16 protein-coding genes are annotated in these 17,804 nt (G+C 56.6%); 9 read left to right on the top strand and 7 right to left on the bottom strand.

Going from position 1 to position 17,804, the window contains the following annotated elements; genetic code table 11:
* The first annotated feature begins 9 nt into the window (after nucleotides 1-9).
* Nucleotides 10-1,101: an alkylhydroperoxidase domain protein gene (locus FHC52_RS07320; RefSeq protein ID WP_032651928.1), complete on the top strand. Its 1,092-nt coding sequence runs from the start codon at nucleotides 10-12 to the stop codon at nucleotides 1,099-1,101.
* Here the strand turns inward: FHC52_RS07320 and araJ are convergent.
* From araJ to FHC52_RS07305, 3 genes are all read right to left on the bottom strand, one after another.
* A complete protein-coding gene (gene araJ / locus FHC52_RS07315; protein ID WP_032651930.1) occupies nucleotides 1,093-2,283 on the bottom strand; it encodes an MFS transporter AraJ in 1,191 nt (396 codons plus the stop codon). The two genes, FHC52_RS07320 and araJ, sit on opposite strands and share 9 nt — an antisense overlap.
* Nucleotides 2,284-2,472: 189 nt before the next feature.
* Nucleotides 2,473-2,979 (bottom strand): YbjP/YqhG family protein, encoded by a 507-nt coding sequence (locus FHC52_RS07310; RefSeq protein WP_023327545.1) that lies wholly within the window; start codon nucleotides 2,977-2,979, stop codon nucleotides 2,473-2,475.
* Nucleotides 2,979-3,347, bottom strand: a complete 369-nt coding sequence (locus FHC52_RS07305; RefSeq protein WP_021240196.1) for a hypothetical protein — start codon at nucleotides 3,345-3,347, stop codon at nucleotides 2,979-2,981. The genes FHC52_RS07310 and FHC52_RS07305 overlap by 1 nt, the downstream gene beginning before the upstream one ends.
* A gap of 252 nt (nucleotides 3,348-3,599) precedes the next feature.
* Here FHC52_RS07305 and ppk2 point away from each other — a divergent pair, with 252 nt between their 5' ends.
* On the top strand, nucleotides 3,600-4,418 hold the full coding sequence (ppk2, locus tag FHC52_RS07300) for a polyphosphate kinase 2 (RefSeq protein WP_023327546.1): 819 nt from the start codon (nucleotides 3,600-3,602) through the stop codon (nucleotides 4,416-4,418).
* A gap of 60 nt (nucleotides 4,419-4,478) precedes the next feature.
* On the opposite strand, the gene fdnI is transcribed toward ppk2, so the two are convergent.
* Genes fdnI through fdnG form a run of 3 tightly spaced genes read right to left on the bottom strand, consistent with a single transcriptional unit; the run spans nucleotide 4,479 to nucleotide 9,071 of the window.
* Nucleotides 4,479-5,135 (bottom strand): formate dehydrogenase-N subunit gamma, encoded by a 657-nt coding sequence (gene fdnI, locus FHC52_RS07295; RefSeq protein WP_220420001.1) that lies wholly within the window; start codon nucleotides 5,133-5,135, stop codon nucleotides 4,479-4,481.
* The gene (fdxH, locus tag FHC52_RS07290; RefSeq protein WP_023327547.1) at nucleotides 5,128-6,012 is read right to left on the bottom strand and encodes a formate dehydrogenase subunit beta; all 885 of its coding nucleotides are present in this window, start codon (nucleotides 6,010-6,012) and stop codon (nucleotides 5,128-5,130) included. Before fdxH ends, fdnI begins: the two co-directional genes overlap by 8 nt.
* 11 nt (nucleotides 6,013-6,023) lie before the next feature.
* Nucleotides 6,024-9,071: a formate dehydrogenase-N subunit alpha gene (fdnG, locus tag FHC52_RS07285; protein WP_220420000.1), complete on the bottom strand. Its 3,048-nt coding sequence runs from the start codon at nucleotides 9,069-9,071 to the stop codon at nucleotides 6,024-6,026.
* A 220-nt stretch (nucleotides 9,072-9,291) separates the two neighbouring features.
* On the opposite strand from fdnG, the gene yddG reads away from it, so the two are divergent.
* Both yddG and FHC52_RS07275 read left to right on the top strand, forming a co-directional pair.
* Entirely contained in the window at nucleotides 9,292-10,170 is an 879-nt protein-coding gene (gene yddG, locus FHC52_RS07280; RefSeq protein WP_023327549.1) for an aromatic amino acid DMT transporter YddG, read from the top strand.
* Between the two features lie 629 nt (nucleotides 10,171-10,799).
* Nucleotides 10,800-11,909, top strand: a complete 1,110-nt coding sequence (locus tag FHC52_RS07275; RefSeq protein WP_023327550.1) for a porin OmpC — start codon at nucleotides 10,800-10,802, stop codon at nucleotides 11,907-11,909.
* Nucleotides 11,910-11,961: 52 nt separating this feature from the next.
* Here the strand turns inward: FHC52_RS07275 and FHC52_RS07270 are convergent, their stop codons facing one another.
* On the bottom strand, nucleotides 11,962-12,906 hold the full coding sequence (locus FHC52_RS07270) for a LysR substrate-binding domain-containing protein (RefSeq protein ID WP_023327551.1): 945 nt from the start codon (nucleotides 12,904-12,906) through the stop codon (nucleotides 11,962-11,964).
* Between the two features lie 170 nt (nucleotides 12,907-13,076).
* On the opposite strand from FHC52_RS07270, the gene FHC52_RS07265 reads away from it, so the two are divergent.
* The 5 genes from FHC52_RS07265 to FHC52_RS07245 are packed head-to-tail and all read left to right on the top strand — an operon-like array spanning nucleotide 13,077 to nucleotide 17,804.
* Nucleotides 13,077-14,027 (top strand): branched-chain amino acid ABC transporter permease, encoded by a 951-nt coding sequence (locus FHC52_RS07265; protein WP_032635720.1) that lies wholly within the window; start codon nucleotides 13,077-13,079, stop codon nucleotides 14,025-14,027.
* An 8-nt stretch (nucleotides 14,028-14,035) separates the two neighbouring features.
* Entirely contained in the window at nucleotides 14,036-15,142 is a 1,107-nt protein-coding gene (locus FHC52_RS07260; RefSeq protein WP_021240204.1) for a branched-chain amino acid ABC transporter permease, read from the top strand.
* Complete coding sequence (locus FHC52_RS07255) at nucleotides 15,139-15,906, top strand: ABC transporter ATP-binding protein (RefSeq protein ID WP_220419999.1); 768 nt, start codon at nucleotides 15,139-15,141, stop codon at nucleotides 15,904-15,906. The genes FHC52_RS07260 and FHC52_RS07255 overlap by 4 nt, the downstream gene beginning before the upstream one ends.
* On the top strand, nucleotides 15,899-16,618 hold the full coding sequence (locus tag FHC52_RS07250) for an ABC transporter ATP-binding protein (protein WP_045333841.1): 720 nt from the start codon (nucleotides 15,899-15,901) through the stop codon (nucleotides 16,616-16,618). Before FHC52_RS07255 ends, FHC52_RS07250 begins: the two co-directional genes overlap by 8 nt.
* 28 nt (nucleotides 16,619-16,646) lie before the next feature.
* On the top strand, nucleotides 16,647-17,804 hold the full coding sequence (locus FHC52_RS07245) for a branched-chain amino acid ABC transporter substrate-binding protein (RefSeq protein WP_220419998.1): 1,158 nt from the start codon (nucleotides 16,647-16,649) through the stop codon (nucleotides 17,802-17,804).

The raw sequence follows: 17,804 nt of genomic DNA, 5'->3' as shown, positions 1-17,804 counted from the left end.
GAGACACCTATGTCATTAAGTCACGACATTCTCGCCGAGCTGGCGGAAATCAAACCCGGTTCCCCTCTGGCAGAGGCGCGCGCCACGCGGGACGCCGCCACGCGCCACGCCCAGGGCAGCTACGAAATCTTATTTACCCAGCAGGATAGCGATTTTGCGCTGGACGAGCGCTTCGCCGTCGCGGCAAAAGTTGCCAGGTGGCACAACGCGGAGGCGCTGGCCGCGCACTATGCGGGATTTGGCCTGGCAGACCCGACCTCAGACCGTCTGACCCCGGCGCTGAATTTCGCGCGCCTGCTGACCTTCTCCCCCGTCGAAGCCACGCCGACATCGTTAAGGGCGCTGATCCAGGCGGGTTGGAGCAAGGAAGGCATCGTGACCTTGGCGCAGCTTATCGCCTTTGTCAGCTTCCAGAGCCGACTGATTGCCGGGCTGCGGCTGCTGAACGACAGGCCCGTCGCCACAAGCGATGCGCCGTTAGCGGCGGGCGTCTGGCACACGACCGCCACCACGGCCACCGGGAAGGCGGCTCCCGTCGCCTTCACCCAGCAGGAGCTGGGCTGGGAGCCGTGGATCGCCGCCAAACCGCTGGCGGATTTTCGTGATGACGAGGTTGCTATACTGGCGAAGTTTGGCCACACCGATTCCGACTATTTCCGCCTGCTGGGGCGCAACCTGCCGGTGCTTGAACAGCGCACGCTAACGGATAAAGGGATTTTTTATACACCGGGAGGATTACCGCGCGCCGAACGCGAGCTGGCGGCAACGGTCACCAGTAAAATCAACGGCTGCATTTACTGCGCATCTGTCCATGCGCGGAAAGCCAGCCAGCTGTCTAAGGATGACGCGGCGGTAGAGGCCCTGCTGGCCGTGCGTCCGGGACAGTCCCTGAGCGAGGGGCAGTCTGCGCGCTGGCAGGCGGAGATTAATTTTGCCGCGGCGCTGTCAGTTACGCCGCCTGCCGCCACGCCGCTGCACCTTGCCGCGCTGGAAAAAGAGGGGCTGGACACCTTAGCCCAGCTTGATCTGGTACAGTCCGCCGCGTTCTTCGCCTGGGCCAACCGCCTGATGCTGACCCTGGGCGAGCCCTGGCTAGCCTGATTTCCATAAGGCTAGCGCGCGAGCGTTAGCCTGAGCCTGCCTGGCCCGCAGGTAACCGTAGATCAGTAATGCACTCATGGCCGAGAACGAGAGTAACGCCGCAGGCAGCGTGACGTAGCGCCAGCTAAAGCCGAGGGTAATCATCATCCCACCAAAGTACGCTCCGATCGCGCTGCCGAGATTAAACGCCATCTGCCCTCCGGCCGCCCCCAGCATCTCGCCGCCCTTCGCATTTTGCAGAAGCAGGATTTGCAGCGGCGCGGAGAGCGCAAACAGCCCGGCACAGCAGATAAAGCCCATCACCAGCGAGGCCGTTTTCAGTTCACCGCAGGCAAAAAGCAGCAGCAGCGAGGCGACAATCACCATGTCGGTAGTCGCCGCAATGCGCAGCGGGCTAAAGCGCCCCGAGAGCTTGCCGCTCAACAGATTGCCCAACACCATGCCAAGGCCCATCAGCATCATGATGATCGTCATCATGCCTTCGGAGAAGCCAGAAACGTTGACCATAAACGGTTTGACGAAGCTGAACCACGCGAATACACCGGCGTTACCAAACATGGTAGCGGCAAAAATCAGCCAGGGCTCCGGTTTCTTCAGGAACTGGAACTGCTCGGTCAGTTTAATTTCTGATTTGTCATGAATGTCCGGCACCCAGATCAGCACCGAGAGGATCACCAGCGCATCGAACAGGGCTATCAGGAAAAAGGTATAACGCCAGCTGAACTGGTGCCCCAGCCAGGTGCCGAGCGGCACACCCACCAGGTTGGCGACGGTCATTCCGGCGATCATCCCGGCCACCGCGACCGTCACCTTCCCCGGCGGCGCAATTTTGGAGAGGATTATCGCCCCGACGCCGAAAATCGCGCCGTGCGGAAAACCGGAAATCAGCCGCCCCAGCGCCAGCCAGAAATATGACGTAGAAAACGTAAACAGGGCGTTGCCAACAGCGCACATCGCCACCAGAAACAGCAGCGTGGTTTTTAACGAGAACTTGCCGGAGAAGAGCGCCACAATCGGGGCGCCAATCACCACGCCGAAGGCATAAAACGAGATCATATTCCCGGCGGAGGGAATCGAAATACCGGTGTCATGCGCCAGCTCGGTTAACACGCCCATGATGCCAAATTCAGCCATGCCCAGGCCAAATGTGCCAAGCGCCAACGAAAATATTGTCTTTTTCATACCTCAACCACGGGTTAATCACTCGCAGCGGGCATTATTGAATAATCTTGTATGGTGAGCCAGTTCAAATCAGATGGCTGACAGGTTAATCCATTGATTCAGGAGTTTTCTCCAACTGCTACGCGGTGGGATTGGCAAACAAAAAGCCCCGGCAGGCGTCAGGGCTTTAAAGGGTTTAAGGTCTGGCTTTTACGGTGTGCTTTCTGCCGCTGCTTTAGCGCATGTAATCGCGCCAGCATTGAAAATAGGATGCTCATGATTGTTCGTTACGTCACGAACGCGGTAGATTTTCCATGCATCATCTTCACGACGAAGAAATACCTCAAGATGGATGCTTCTCCCGTTACCCGCCCCTTCAATGACGTGGACTACTTCACCGTTTAAAAATGGTCTGGCGTTTTCCACTCGTAACGCAGGTATCCATTCACGGGAGTAATCTTGTGTATACGTAAAATAGTCAGACTCTATTAACTCTTGTTCAGAGATTTCCTGAATAGCATTGATACGAGCAATAGTATCAGCAGAAACATATTTACGCAGTTCGTCGGCAGGATAAGGCCTGGCTTCATCGCTGCCGAATACGGAAAGATAGGATTTATAAAATGATTCAGTAGCGTCTTGTGCACTACGTTCTTGATTAGCAGCCGAACTACATCCCACCAGCAACATAACGAATGATAACAATATCCTTTTCATCAATGCATCCTGTAAATTTTAAAGGATGGTTGCATTTTGCGGTATCCAGGCCCCGGATACATACTTTTTTGAACGAAATCAGAAATCCATTGTGTACCGTCATACATAGTCATGTGACCTATGCCATTTCCACCAGGGTATGGCTGTATCACGGCCACATCACCAGCAATTAACGTTGAACCGGGCGGCAGCTCACTGAATCCAGCACGTAATAATTCAACCCCATAATCTTTTGCATAATCTGTGTTCGCTACCTTAACACCGCCAGCCAGAATGGCAAGGCGGGTAAACTTAGCACATTCACTATGAGAGCGTCCCAGAGCGTGTGAACGGAGATACGAAACCGCAGCGTCTTTATTCCAACTCATTCTTAGTTCCTTTAAGTAAATAAGAATGAAATTATCACATTAACCACATACAGAGCGCGGGATTAAATGTGCTGATTTTATTGCATCTGCATAGGGAAACAGGTGCTAAGCACCTTCGTTAATACCTCTGTATCTGCTTAAAAAAGTGTCGTGACATTAATTACCTAAAAACAATACGCATAATATCAGGTGGATTACACTTCATAGTGCGGCCTCGCTTTTTCCGTGCCGAACAACCTGAGGATGACAATCATGGGAAGCAAAAAGAAAACCCCTGTCGCTGTTGATGTCGTATCGAATGCACCGCTTAAGACCAAAGAGTATGAAAAAGAGCTCCGCCGCCTGCACGTCGAACTGGTTAAGCTCCAGCAGTGGGTCGTCGCCAAAGGGTTAAAAGTGTGTATTGTTTTTGAAGGACGCGATGGCGCCGGCAAAGGCGGCACCATTAAAGCGATCACCGAGCGCGTCAGCCCGCGCGTGTTTCGCGTTGTTGCGCTCCCTGCCCCGACGGAAAAAGAAAAAAGCCAGCTCTACTTCCAGCGCTATGTGCCCCACCTGCCTTCGGCGGGCGAAATCGTGATCTTCGATCGCAGCTGGTATAACCGCGCGGGCGTGGAACGGGTGATGGGGTTCTGCACGGAAGAACAGGCGGAGAAATTTTTAGACGGCGCGCCGGTTATGGAAAAAGCGATGGTTGATGCCGGCATTATCCTGCTGAAATACTGGCTGGAGGTGACGCCGAAAGAGCAGGAGCGCCGCCTGCGCGACCGTATTAACGATGGGCGTAAGATCTGGAAGCTGTCGCCGATGGATATTAAATCCTTTAACCTTTGGGACGAGTACACCCGCGCGCGCGACGCCATGTTTGAAGCCACCGACACCGCCTGGGCGCCGTGGTTTGTGGCGCGTTCAGAGGATAAAAAACGCGTGCGCCTGAATATTATTTCGCATCTGCTTTCGCAGATCCCGTATAAAGAAATTCACGTCGACAAGGTGGATTTACCGAAGCGCAAAATCGGCAAAGTCAAACCCACGAAATACCCGTTCCGGTATGTGGAGGAGCGATTCTGAAATAGCAGAGGTAGGTCCGCGCAAGCGCAGCGCCGCCGGGCAGAGCCGACGGCGCAGGTTTTACTTCATCCCTTCCGTACTTTCCTGTTTCGCCTCCAGCCGTTCCACATCACGATACCAGCGCGGGTGGTGTTTCTGCGCCCAGCGGTGGCTCACCTTCCCTTCAATCATGCCTTTAATCGATCCTTTCACCCAGAACGCCATATACATATGGATCAGGATGGCATGAATCAGGATGATGGCCGACGTCGCGTGGATCAGCAGCGCGTAGCGAATCACCTGTATCGGGAAGTAGTGTGCAAAATACGGACGCCAGATCATCACCCCGGTCACCAGCAGCACAAAAATCATGCTCATGATGGTCCAGAACATCATCTTCTGCCCGGCGTTGTATTTCCCCACCTTCGCGACTTTGTGCTCGTTACCCTTCAGGACTTCAACGATCCCTTTCACCCACGGGATATCCTGCTTGTCCGGAATATTGTGATGAACGAAGCGCACGAACATAAACATCAGCACCACGAAAATCAGCACGCCGAAGAACGGGTGCAGAATGCGCCCCATCTGCGGCGTACCGAAGGTTTCGGTCAGCCACTGCAGCGTCGGGAAGAAGAACGAAATTCCCGATACCGCCACCAGGAAGAAGCAGATCACTACCGTCCAGTGGCAGGCGCGATCGACAAATTTGGTGCGCACTATCATTTTCGACTTACTCATGATGCTCCTCCTCGTCGTCATCCACCTCTTTGTTTGGCCCGATACCGATGTAGTGATAAATCAGCCCGGCAAAGGTAGCGATAAAGCCCGCCGCGGAGAGCGGCTTGAGCGCACCTTTCCACAGGTTGATGGAGGTATCGATCGCCGGATCCTTCGGCAGATTGTGGTACAGCTCCGGCTGGTCGCTATGGTGCAGCACATACATCACGTGCGTACCGCCCACGCCCTGCGGGTTGTAAACGCCCGCTTTGTCGTAGCCCCGCGCTTTGAGCTTATCGACGCGTTCCTGCGCCACGTCCAGCATCTCTTTTTTGGTGCCAAAGTGAATGGCGCCGGTTGGACAGGTCTTCACGCAGGCAGGCTCCTGCCCGACGCTGACGCGGTCCACGCACAGGGTGCATTTGTATACCCGGTTATCCTCTTTATTGAGGCGCGGGATATTAAACGGGCAGCCCGCGATGCAGTACCCGCAGCCGATGCAGTTGTCCTGCTGGAAATCGACGATCCCGTTGGCGTACTGGATAATTGCCCCGGCAGACGGGCACGCCTTCAGGCAGCCCGGATCTTCACAGTGCATGCAGCCGTCCTTGCGGATCAGCCACTCCAGCCTGCCGTTCTGGCCGGTTTCGCTAAAGCGCATCACCGTCCAGGATTTGGCACTCAGATCCGCCGGATTGTCGTACACCCCAACGCAGTGCCCTACCTCGTCGCGAATATCGTTCCACTCCGAACAGGCCACCTGACAGGCCTTACAGCCCACGCAGGAGGAGACGTCGATAAGCTTGGCGACCTCTGCCTTGTAGTCCCGCGCGCGAGGCGCGGGAGTGATCGGGTTGGTCGCGGAGCGTTTAATTATGTCTTGTGTTTCCATCGCCATTTAATCGCTCCTTACGCTTTCTCGATGTTGACCAGAAACGCTTTATACTCCGGCGTTTGCGAGTTGGAATCGCCGACGTTTGGCGTCAGGGTATTGGCGATGTAGCCTTTCTGCGCCACCCCTTCAAAGCCCCAGTGCAACGGGATACCAACGGTTTCCACCTGCTGGCCGTGCACGTTCAGCGACTGCAGGCGGCGGGTGACCACCGCCACCGCGCGGATAAAGCCGCGCTTGCTGCTCACCTTCACGCGGTCGCCGTTGGCGATGCCTTTCGCCTTCGCCAGCGTTTCGCTTATCTCCACAAACTGTTCCGGCTGCGCGATGGCGTTAAGCCGCGCGTGCTTGGTCCAGGTATGGAAATGCTCGGTCAGGCGGTAGGTCGTCCCTACATACGGGAACTTGTCCTTTTTGCCCAGGCGCAGCACGTCGTCTTCGTAGATCCGCACCACCGGGCTTGAGACCACGTTCGGGTGCAGCGGGTTGGTGCCGAGCGGCGTTTCCATCGGCTCGTAGTGTTCCGGGAACGGCCCTTCCGCCAGCTTGTTGAGGGCGAACAGGCGCCCCAGCCCTTCCGGCTGCATGATAAACGGCCCGGTGTTGCTGCCCGGCGCGGCGGTGCTGTAGTCCGGGATATCGTTCCCCGTCCACTTCGCCCCGTTCCACTGGATCAACATCCGTTTCGGATCCCACGGCTTGCCGTTCACGTCGGCGGACGCACGGTTGTACAGCACGCGACGGTTCAGCGGCCATGCCCAAGCCCAGCCCAGCGTGTTGCCCAGGCCTGACGGGTCAGCGTTGTCGCGGTTGGCCATCTGGTTACCCTGCTCCGTCCAGCTGCCGGTGTAGATCCAGCAGGATGATGCCGTGGTACCGTCGTCACGCAGCAGCGCGAAGCTGTTCAGCAGCTGGCCTTTCTTCGCCACCAGGTTGCCGTTGGCGTCGTAGAGATCCGCCAGCGCCACGCCGTTGTTCTCTTTCGCGACTTCCTCAGACTCGGGACGATCCGGCTGCTTGTAGTGCCAGCTCATCTTCAGCAGCGGCTCAGCGCCTTTGCCGCCTTCGGTGCGGTACATTTCGCGCAGGCGGTGGTAAATCCCGGCCAGGATTTCGCCGTCGTTTCGCGCTTCGCCCGGGGCGTCCTGCCCTTTCCAGTGCCACTGCAGCCAGCGGCCAGAGTTGGCAATGGAGCCGTCCTCTTCCGCAAAGCAGGTGGACGGCAGGCGGAACACTTCGGTCTGAATCGAGGCCGGATCGACATCGTTAGATTCCCCGTGGTTCTGCCAGAAGGTGGAGGTCTCGGTCACCAGCGGATCGATAACGACCATGTACTTCAGCTTGCTCAGGCTGCGAACGACTTTGTTTTTATCCGGGAAGGACGCAACAGGGTTAAAGCCCTGGCAGATGTACCCCGTCACCTCGCCCTTATCCATCATGTTGAAATACTTGATAACGTCGTAAGCCTGATCCCACTTCGGCAGCCACTCAAAGCCCCAGTCGTTCTCTTTCTGCGCCGCATCGCCGTAGAAGGATTTCATCAGGCTGACGTAGAATTTCGGATAGTTGCTCCAGTAGTTCACCTGATCCGGCAGCGTCGCTTTTGGCGTGTTCGCCGCCAGATAGCTTTGCAAATCCGTCTGTTTTTCAGACGGCAGCGTCAGATAGCCCGGCAGGCTGGTGGAGAGCAGACCGAGATCGGTCAGGCCCTGAATGTTTGAGTGGCCGCGCAGCGCGTTCACGCCGCCCCCCGCCATGCCCATGTTGCCGAGCAGCAGCTGGATCATCGCCATGGTACGGATGTTCTGCGCGCCCACGGTGTGCTGCGTCCAGCCCAGCGCGTACAGGAACGTGGTGGTTCTGTCGGCGGCGCTGGTGGAAGCCAGCACTTCACACACCTTCAGGAAGTCCGCTTTCGGCGTGCCGCAGATGTTCTCCACGACGTCCGGCGTATAGCGGGAAACATGCTGCTTCAGCAGGTTCCACACGCAGCGCGGATGCGTGAGCGTTTCATCGCGCATCGCATAGCCGTTTTCATCGAACTGATAGTTCCAGGACGTTTTATCGTACTGGCGTTTTTCGGCGCCATAGCCGCTAAACAGCCCGTCTTCGAAGGCAAAATCATCCCGCACCAGCAGGTTCGCGTTGGTGTAGTGCTTAACGTATTCCGCGTTAATTTTGTTGTTTTCGATCAGGTACAGCAGCACGCCGGACAGGAACGTAATGTCCGTACCGGAGCGGATCGGCGCATAGATATCGGCCACCGATGCCGTACGCGTAAAGCGCGGATCGACGACGATAAGCGTCGCATCGTTGTTGTTTTTCGCTTCCATCGCCCAGCGGAACCCCACCGGATGGGCTTCAGCGGCGTTACCGCCCATCACCACCACGACGTTCGCGTTTTTGATATCAACCCAGTGGTTGGTCATCGCACCGCGACCAAATGTTGGAGCAAGACTTGCTACCGTTGGTCCGTGTCAGACGCGCGCCTGGTTGTCTACCGCCAGCATGCCGAGCGAGCGCACAAATTTTTGCGTCAGCATGCCGGTTTCATTACTGGCCGCCGAGGCGCATAGCATGCCGGTGGAAAGCCAGCGGTTGACCGTCACGCCCTGCGCATTCTTTTCAATAAAGTTGGCGTCGCGGTCGGCTTTCATCAATTTCGCAATACGGGAGAAGGCCTCATCCCAGGAGATACGCTGCCATTTGTCGGAGCCCGGCGCGCGGTATTCGGGGTAGCGCAGGCGGTTTTCGCTGTGGACGTAGTCCAGCAGCCCCGCCCCTTTCGGGCATAACGCCCCGCGGCTCACCGGATGATCCGGATCCCCTTCAATGTGATAAATCGCTTCTCTGGCGTTCTTCGCGCCATCGCCCAGGCTATACATTAAAAGCCCACAACCCACGGAGCAGTATGTGCAGGTGTTACGGATCTCTTTGGCGCGCAGCAGTTTATAGTTGCGTGCCTGAGCCAGCGCCATTTTGGGAGCAAATCCCAGCATTGCGGCTGTTGTTCCGGCCATACCGCCCGCGCAGATTTTAAAAAATTGTCTGCGGCTGACGTCCATTGCTGTCCTCGTTATCTGAAAAGACTTCGCGCCGCAAACTAACAGCAAAGCCCCTGATTTTTTTGCGTCAAATCAAGGTCATCAGCCTTCCCCCCCTTAATAGTCACCTCCGCAACGTTTCATTACCCCTTTTTGATTAACGGCTTAAGAGAATAATTCACGACAGCGACAGGCGTAATGCGATACATTTTTCCTTTAGTTTTTATTGTGATGGCGAGTAATGGACAGAAAGAGAGCAACGCTTATTGGGCTGGCGGCAATACTGCTATGGAGCACCATGGTCGGCCTTATTCGCAGCGTGAGTGAGGGATTGGGCCCTGTTGGCGGTGCCGCGATGATTTACACCCTCAGCGGATTACTGTGTCTGGTGACGGTAGGATTTCCTGATATCCGACGGTTTTCTCCCCGCTATCTTATTGCCGGCAGCGTTTTATTTGTCAGCTACGAAATATGTCTGGCGCTGTCGCTGGGCTATGCCGCCACGCGCGCGCAGGCGATTGAAGTCGGTATGGTCAATTACCTTTGGCCGAGCCTGACGATCGTATTTGCGATTTTGTTCAACGGGCAAAAATCTACCCTGTGGGTGATCCCCGGCTTGCTCATTTCGCTGCTGGGCGTGTGCTGGGTATTGGGCGGCGAAGAAGGATTACACCTTGAGGAAATAACCCGCAATGTCGTTTCCAGCCCTCTGAGCTATGCGCTGGCGTTTGCCGGGGCCTTTATCTGGGCCGCCTATTGCACCGTCACCAGCAAATTTGCGAAAGGGCAAAATGGCATCACCCTGTTTGTTTTGCTGACCGCGCTGAGTCTGTGGGTGAAATATGCCCTGAGCGATCAGCCCGACATGGTGTTCACGCTTCCGGTAGCAGTGAAGCTGGTTATGTGCGGTATCGCGCTTGGGTTTGGTTACGCCGCCTGGAATATTGGCATCCTGCACGGTAACGTCACGGTTCTGGCTGCCGTATCCTATTTTACCCCCGTGCTTTCTGCCGCGCTTGCCGCCGCGGTGCTAAGCTCCCCCCTATCATTCTCGTTCTGGCAAGGCGCGCTGATGGTCTGCGCCGGGTCGTTGCTCTGCTGGTACGCCACACGAAAATAACGCTGCTCGACTGGCCGGGGGAATTTCAACCCGGCAACATAATTAACATAAATTTAAAATGTGATCAGACATCAGAATATTTATCATGATAATAGAGCATCTGTTTAAGTTCGGTTTATATTGAACGCCTTCTGTAAAGCCACCTGAAGCGAGTTGACACAAACTGACAACCCAATGAAATTAGTGAGTGATGAATATTAACGCTCTGGATAGCATGGCGTGCAATAATTCAGCTCTGACAGTTTTATGATAATATGCGGAATAGACGCTGAAAAATTAAAACAACCCATTGTTTTTAAAGAAAAGTAGCAATACCACCCTCATTAAACCCTCGGAAATTGCGAAATTTAACGCGATAAACAAAAACCATCAGAAATTATAGTAAAAGCAATAATCCCACTGACTAAATAACTATTAATCGTATAAATTCCGACCATATTGTTTGAATGATCGCCTTCTCACACGATCGAGATCACACTAATTGAAATTATCTCTAATATTTTGAAACTTATTATTGAAATAAGACTACGAGATTTTTAAGAATAGCATGCCATTGACGAACAGCCTCGTTTAGAAATCGTTCAAAGTGGTTCAGGAAATACCGAAAAAAATTATAAGGAACATTTAAGATGAAACTTAAATTAGTTGCAGTGGCAGTCACTTCCATGCTGGCAGCAGGCGTTGTTAACGCTGCCGAAATTTACAACAAAGACGGTAACAAACTGGATCTGTACGGTAAAGTGACAGGTCTGCACTATTTCTCTGATGATGCTGGCGCAGATGGCGATAAAACCTACATGCGTATCGGCTTCAAGGGTGAAACCCAGGTTAACGATCAGCTGTCCGGTTACGGCCAGTGGGAATACCAGATTCAGGGCAACAAAGACGAAGGCGACAACCAGTCCTGGACTCGTGTGGCGTTTGCAGGTCTGAAGTTCGCGGAAGCAGGTTCATTCGATTATGGTCGTAACTACGGCGTGATTTACGACGTGACCTCCTGGACCGACGTTCTGCCAGAATTCGGCGGTGACACCTACGGTGCCGACAACTTCCTGCAGTCTCGTGCTAACGGCGTGGCAACCTACCGTAATCAGGACTTCTTCGGTTTGGTTGACGGCCTGAACTTTGCTCTGCAGTATCAGGGTAAAAACGGCAGCGTAAGTGGTGAAAACACCAGCGGCCGCAGCCTGCTGAACCAGAACGGTGACGGCTATGGCGCATCCCTGACTTACGATCTGGGCGAAGGCTTCAGCGTAGGTGGTGCAATGTCTTCCTCCCGTCGTACCGCTGACCAGAATGCGGCTGGCGTATACGGTGAAGGCGACCGCGCAGAAGTATACAGCGGCGGTGTGAAATACGACGCGAACAACATTTACCTCGCGGCACAGTACTCTCAGACCTACAATGCAACCCGTTTCGGTACCTCTAACAACAAGCGTACCGACATTTACGGCTTTGCAAATAAGGCGCAAAACTTCGAAGTTGTGGCCCAGTATCAGTTCGACTTTGGCCTGCGTCCGTCTATCGCTTACCTGCAGTCTAAAGGCAAAGACATCGAAAACTTCGGCGACCAGGATCTGGTGAAATACATCGATGTTGGCACGACCTATTATTTTAACAAAAACATGTCCACCTACGTGGATTACAAAATCAACCTGCTCGATGACAACACGTTCACTCGCCAGGCAGGCATCGGTACCGACAACATCGTAGCGCTGGGTCTGACCTACCAGTTCTAAATCTTGTCTCTCCAAAAGCCAGCTGAACAGCTGGCTTTTTTATCGCCCTCTTTTACCCGCCAGACGACTCCCCGCCCGCTGCCCGCCGCAGCCAGTTTTGCAGCAGCTTGCCGTCCTCGGTCATCTCTGAATCTGAGCGCACGCAGAGGTAGTAGTCGCGTCCGTCATCAATCGGTAGGTCAAAGATCTTTACCAGATCGCCGCTCTCAAGATACGGCGCAATCAGCGGCTCCCGCATCAGCGCGCACCCCAGACCCGCCTGTACGCCCGCCAGCGTCAGCAGACCGTCCTCAAACATTGGACCGCTGCGGCGAACGGGACGCTTCACCCCCTGCTGTACAAACCACTGCGCCCACGTCGTGCGCTCCTCATCGTGCAGCAGCGGCATCTGCAGCAGTTGCTCAGGCGTGTCGATATGGCCGTGAATGCGCAAAAACGCGCGGCTGCACACCGGCACCATCTGTCCGGAAATCAGCTTTTCACTCTGATAGCCCGCCCACTGGCCGTTGCCAAAACGAATCGACATATCCGACGCGTCGCTCAGATAGTTACGATGGTTGGCATACACCACATTGATCTCGGTTTGGGGATTGGCGCGCATGAACGCAGGCAAGCGCGGGATAAACCACCCCATACCAAAAAGCGGGATCAGGCTGATGGTGACCTGACGCGTTTGCGCCTGCTCCGCCAGATGCTCCGTCGCCTGGCGCAGCACGTTAAACGCCGCACGGATCGAGCGGTAATATTCCCGCCCGTGCTGGCTCAGCACCAGCCTGCGCCCCTGACGCTCCGTCAGCGGCATTTGCAGGTACCCTTCGAGCACCCTGAGCTGATGGCTGACGGCCGACGGAGAAATGTCCAGCTCCTGCGCGGCCAGCGTGACGCTGCCCAGCCGGGCGATGGCCTCAAAGGCACGCACAGCCCGAAGCGGCGGATCGTTTGCAAGGCGACTTTCTGCATACGCAGGCAGGCCAACCAATTGTTCTGTTTTATTCATATGTTGATTTCTTTAGGCTTTTCACCCAAAAACAGGTCTTCATTATATTTATATAAATCATAAAGATAGAACAATATCTATTTATCATAAGAAATAATAGATGTGTATTTTACAATTTTATTCATTTATTGGATGGTAGTCGCAGAACGAGCACTTTGCGGGTACAGACGTTGGATACACTCATACAACAACTGATCAACGGTGTGATGCTGGGAAGCATCTACGCGCTGATCGCGCTGGGCTATACCATGGTGTATGGCATTTTGCGCATTATTAACTTTGCTCACGGCGATATTCTGATGGTCGGCGCGCTCACCACGCTCTCCGCCATTAACGCCCTGAATACCACCTTCCCGCATATGCCGCAGCTGTTGCAGCTCGGCGTTGCCCTGATGATTGCCATGGCCGTCTGCGCCCTGCTGGCGATGGCCGTGGAACGCTTTGCCTACCGTCGACTGCGCAACGCGCCGCGCCTCGCGCCGCTGATCTCGGGTATCGGCGTTTCAGTCCTGCTGCAAACCGTGGCGATGATTATCTGGACGCGCAACCCGCTGATGTTCCCGCAGATCCTGCCGATGGACCCTATCGCCGTCACGTCCGGCAGCGAAGCGCATCCTCCTGCCATCGTCACCGTCACCGGTATCGTCACCGTTGTCCTGGCGCTGGCGGTGATGACCGGGCTGTGGCTGCTGGTGGAATACACCCGTCTGGGGCGCGGCATGCGCGCCGTGGCGGAAAACCCACGCGTGGCCACGCTGATGGGGGTTAACCCAAACGCCATTATTACCCTGACGTTTGCCATTGGCGGCGTATTTGCCGCGCTGGCAGGCGTGATGATGGCCAGCAACTACGGTAACGCCAGCTTCTCGATGGGCTTTTTGCCCGGGATCAAGGCCTTTACCGCCGCCGTGCTGGGGGGCATTGGCAACATTCGGGGCGCCATGATTGGCGGCATCCTGCTCGGCATTATCGAAGCGCTGGGCGCAGGCTACCTGGGTAAACTGACCCACGGCGTATTTGGCAGCAACTATCAGGATGTCTTTGCCTTTATGGTGCTGATCCTGGTGCTGGTCTTCCGTCCGGCTGGCCTGCTGGGCGAGCGCGTGGCGAACAGGGCGTAAGGAATTCCATGACAACACTTCAACTCCAGACCCCGGCGACGACGCGCAAATTCTGGTCAGGCATGAGCCTGTTCTGCCTCGCGCTGCTGATTGCGCCCGTGGTGGCCACGCAGCTAGGCGGCAACTACTGGGTGCGCGTCATCGACTTCGCCCTGCTCTACATCATGCTGGCGCTCGGGCTTAACATTGTGGTGGGCTATACCGGCCTGCTGGACATGGGCTTTATCGCCTTTTACGCGGTCGGCGCCTACCTCGCGGCACTGATGGCTTCCCCGCACCTGCTGGAGGTGTTCCCGATCCTCGGCGTCTGGTTCCCGGAGGGGCTGCATACCTCGTATCTGCTCATTATTCCGCTGGCCGCCCTCGTCGCGGCCGTCTGCGGGATTTTACTCGGTGCTCCTACGCTCAAGCTGCGCGGGGACTACCTGGCGATAGTGACCCTCGGCTTTGGCGAAATTATCCGCATCCTGATGCGTAACCTCGACCGTCCGGTGAACATCACCAACGGCGCAAAGGGCATAACCGGAGTGGATACGCTGAACCTGTTCGGCCTGAAGTTCAGCGGCGTATACCACTGGTTTGGTTTCAAAGTACCCGCGCTGTGGCTGTGGTACTACCTGCTGATGCTGGTGATTATCGCGATCGTCTTCGTCTGCCTGCGCCTGCAGCATTCCCGTATTGGCCGCGCCTGGCACGCCATCCGCGAGGATGAAGATGTGGCCCGTGCGATGGGCATCAACGTGCGTAACTATAAGCTGCTCGCCTTTGCGATGGGCGCCTCCTTTGGCGGCGTGGCGGGTGCGCTTTTCGGCGCGTTTCAGGGCTTTGTCTCCCCGGAATCCTTCACGTTACAGGAATCGATTGCCGTACTGGCGATGGTCGTGCTGGGCGGTATGGGGCACATTCCGGGCGTGATCCTGGGCGCGGTACTGCTTACCGCCCTGCCGGAACTGCTGCGCAGCCAGGCAGCGCCGGTGCAGCAGGCGCTGTTCGGTACGGTACTGATTGACCCTGAAGTGCTGCGCCAGCTGTTTTACGGTCTGGCACTGGTGCTGGTGATGCTGGTGCGCCCGTCCGGCATCTGGCCGGTACGCCACAAGGAGGTGAAGGCATGAGTCTGTTAACCGTACGCAACATGACAAAACGCTTCGGCGGGCTGACTGCCGTGGATGACGTTTCGATTACCGTGAACAGAGGCGAGATCTACGGGCTGATCGGCCCCAACGGCGCGGGAAAAACCACCTGCTTTAACCTGATCACCGGGCTTTATCCGGCGGACAGCGGCGAATTTTCGATTGCGGATAAGCCCTACTTCCCGAAGCAGATAGAGAAAGTGACCGCCGCCGGGATTGCCCGCACCTTCCAGAACGTGCGCCTCTTCAACGAGATGTCGGTGCTGGAAAACGTGATGGTGGGCCGCCACGTGCGCACCCGTAACGGCCTGTGGGCCGCGCTGAGCCGCCACAAACGCGCCCGCGAGGAAGAGAAGCAGACCCGCGAGCTGGCCTGGCACTGGCTGGACTATACCGGCATTGCGCAGTTCTCCCACTATCGCGCCTGCGACCTGGCCTATGGCCATCAGCGTCGGCTTGAAATCGCCCGCGCGCTGGCAACGGATCCGCTGCTGCTGGCGCTGGATGAACCCGCTGCCGGGATGAACGCGGCGGAAAAAGTGGCGCTCGGCGAGCTGCTCATCCGCATCCGCGATGACGGCAAAACCCTGCTGATGATTGAGCATGACGTCAAGCTGGTGATGGGCATCTGCGATCGCCTGACGGTCCTTGATTACGGAAAAACGCTCGCCAGCGGCACGCCGGAAAGCGTGCGGCGCGACCCGGCAGTGATCGCCGCCTGGCTTGGAGGTCACGCTCATGTCTGAATTACTGAAGGTGGAACGTCTGGACGTGCATTACGGCGGCATTCAGGCCGTACGCGATGTCTCCTTTACCCTGCGCGAGGGCGAACAGGCTACGCTGATCGGCGCTAACGGCGCGGGGAAAAGCTCCACCGTGCGCGCCATTACCGGGCTGGAAAGCTTTAGCGGCAGCATTGACTTCAGCGGTAAAGCGGTACGTAAACAGAGCCCGGAGACCCTGCTTCGCGACGGGCTGGTGATGGTCCCGGAGGGACGCGGGATATTCTCCCGCATGACGGTGCTGGAAAACCTGCAGATGGGCGCCTGGCTCAGGCGTGACACTGTCACCATCAGGCGCGAGATGAACGAAATTTTCGAGCGCTTCCCGCGTCTGGGCGAACGCCAGCATCAGCTTGCCGGTCTGCTGTCCGGCGGCGAGCAACAGCTGCTGGCCCTTAACCGCGCCCTGCTCAGCCGCCCGCGCCTGCTGATCCTCGACGAGCCGTCAATGGGCCTTGCCCCGAAGATGGTCGAGAACATATTTGCCGTTATTGCCGGGCTGCGCGAGCGCGGCGTCGCCCTGCTGCTTATCGAACAAAACGCCCGGCTCGCGCTGGAGGTGACCGACAGCGCGTGGGTGATGGACAGCGGCAGCATTGTTCATCATGGCGAATCGACAGCGCTGCTTAACGACGACCAGATTGCACAGATTTATTTGGGCGAAATGCCCGTTTAACCACACCAGCCAACATCAGGGAAATACAATGAAAACAGTAAAAATCAGTGCGCTCAGCGCCGCTATCCTCCTCGGCAGCTTTGCCTCGACGGCCACGTGGGCCGCTGACGGTGAAACCGTGGTCATCGGACTAGCAGGCCCGCTGACCGGCCCGTCTGCCCGTATCGGGAAAGATCTGGAGAACGGCGCGCAGCTGGCCATTGACGACATTAACAAGCAGCACCCGACCATCGGCGGCAAAGCGGTGACCTTCAAACTGCAGTCCGAAGACGATCAGTCCGACCCGCGCACCGCCGTAGCCGTCGCGCAGCGTCTGGTGGATAGCGGCGTGGCAGGCGTGGTCGGCCACTGGAACACCGGCACCAGCATTCCGGCGGCCCGCATTTATCACGATGCAGGCATCGCCCAGGTGGCGCCGGTCGCAACCGGTCATGCCTATACCCAACAGGGTTTTGACACCAGCTTCCGCGTGATGGGCCACGACGATGACGGCGGCCAGCTCGCCGGTCAGTACGCGGTTAACACCCTGAAAGCCAAACGCATTGCGGTGATCGACGACCGTACCGCATTTGGTCAGGGGCTTGCAGACCAGTTTATTAAATCGCTGGAAGCGCAGGGCGTGAAAATTGTCGATCGTCAGTACGTGGATGACAAAACGGTCGATTTCAGCGCCGTACTGACCGCCATCCGCAGTAAAAACGCCGATCTGATCTTCTTCGGCGGCGTCGACAGCCAGGCCGCACCGCTGGCGCGCCGCATCAAACAGCTGGGCATGAACGCCACGCTGATGGGCGCAGGCGGATTCGTCAGCCAGACGTTCCTCAAGCTGGCGCAGAAAGAAGGCGAAGGCGTTGTGGCGCTGGAGCCGGGTCTGCCCGTTGACCAGATGCCGGGTGGTAAAGCGTTCGAGCAGGCGTACCAGTCCCGCTACCACACCCATATCGAACTGCACGCCCCGTTCGCCTATGACGCCACCCGCGTGCTGGTGGCGGCGATGGAAAAAGCAGACTCCGTTGAGCCGTCCGACTATCTGCCCGCCCTGCGCGCCATCAGCTATTCCGGCGTGACCGGACAGATCGCGTTTGATAAAGAGGGCAACCTGAAATCGCCGTCGTTCACGGTCTATAAGGTTGTCGACGGCAAATGGCAGCCGCAGACCGTGCTGGGCGGCGCAAAAGCGAAGTAA

The sequence above is a fragment of the Enterobacter sp. EC_64 genome, assembly GCF_019584165.1.
In the GTDB taxonomy this organism is placed as follows: Bacteria; Pseudomonadota; Gammaproteobacteria; order Enterobacterales; family Enterobacteriaceae; genus Enterobacter; species Enterobacter roggenkampii.
Note: the sequence above shows the minus strand (reverse complement) of the source record. Positions and strands in the feature narration are given on the sequence as shown.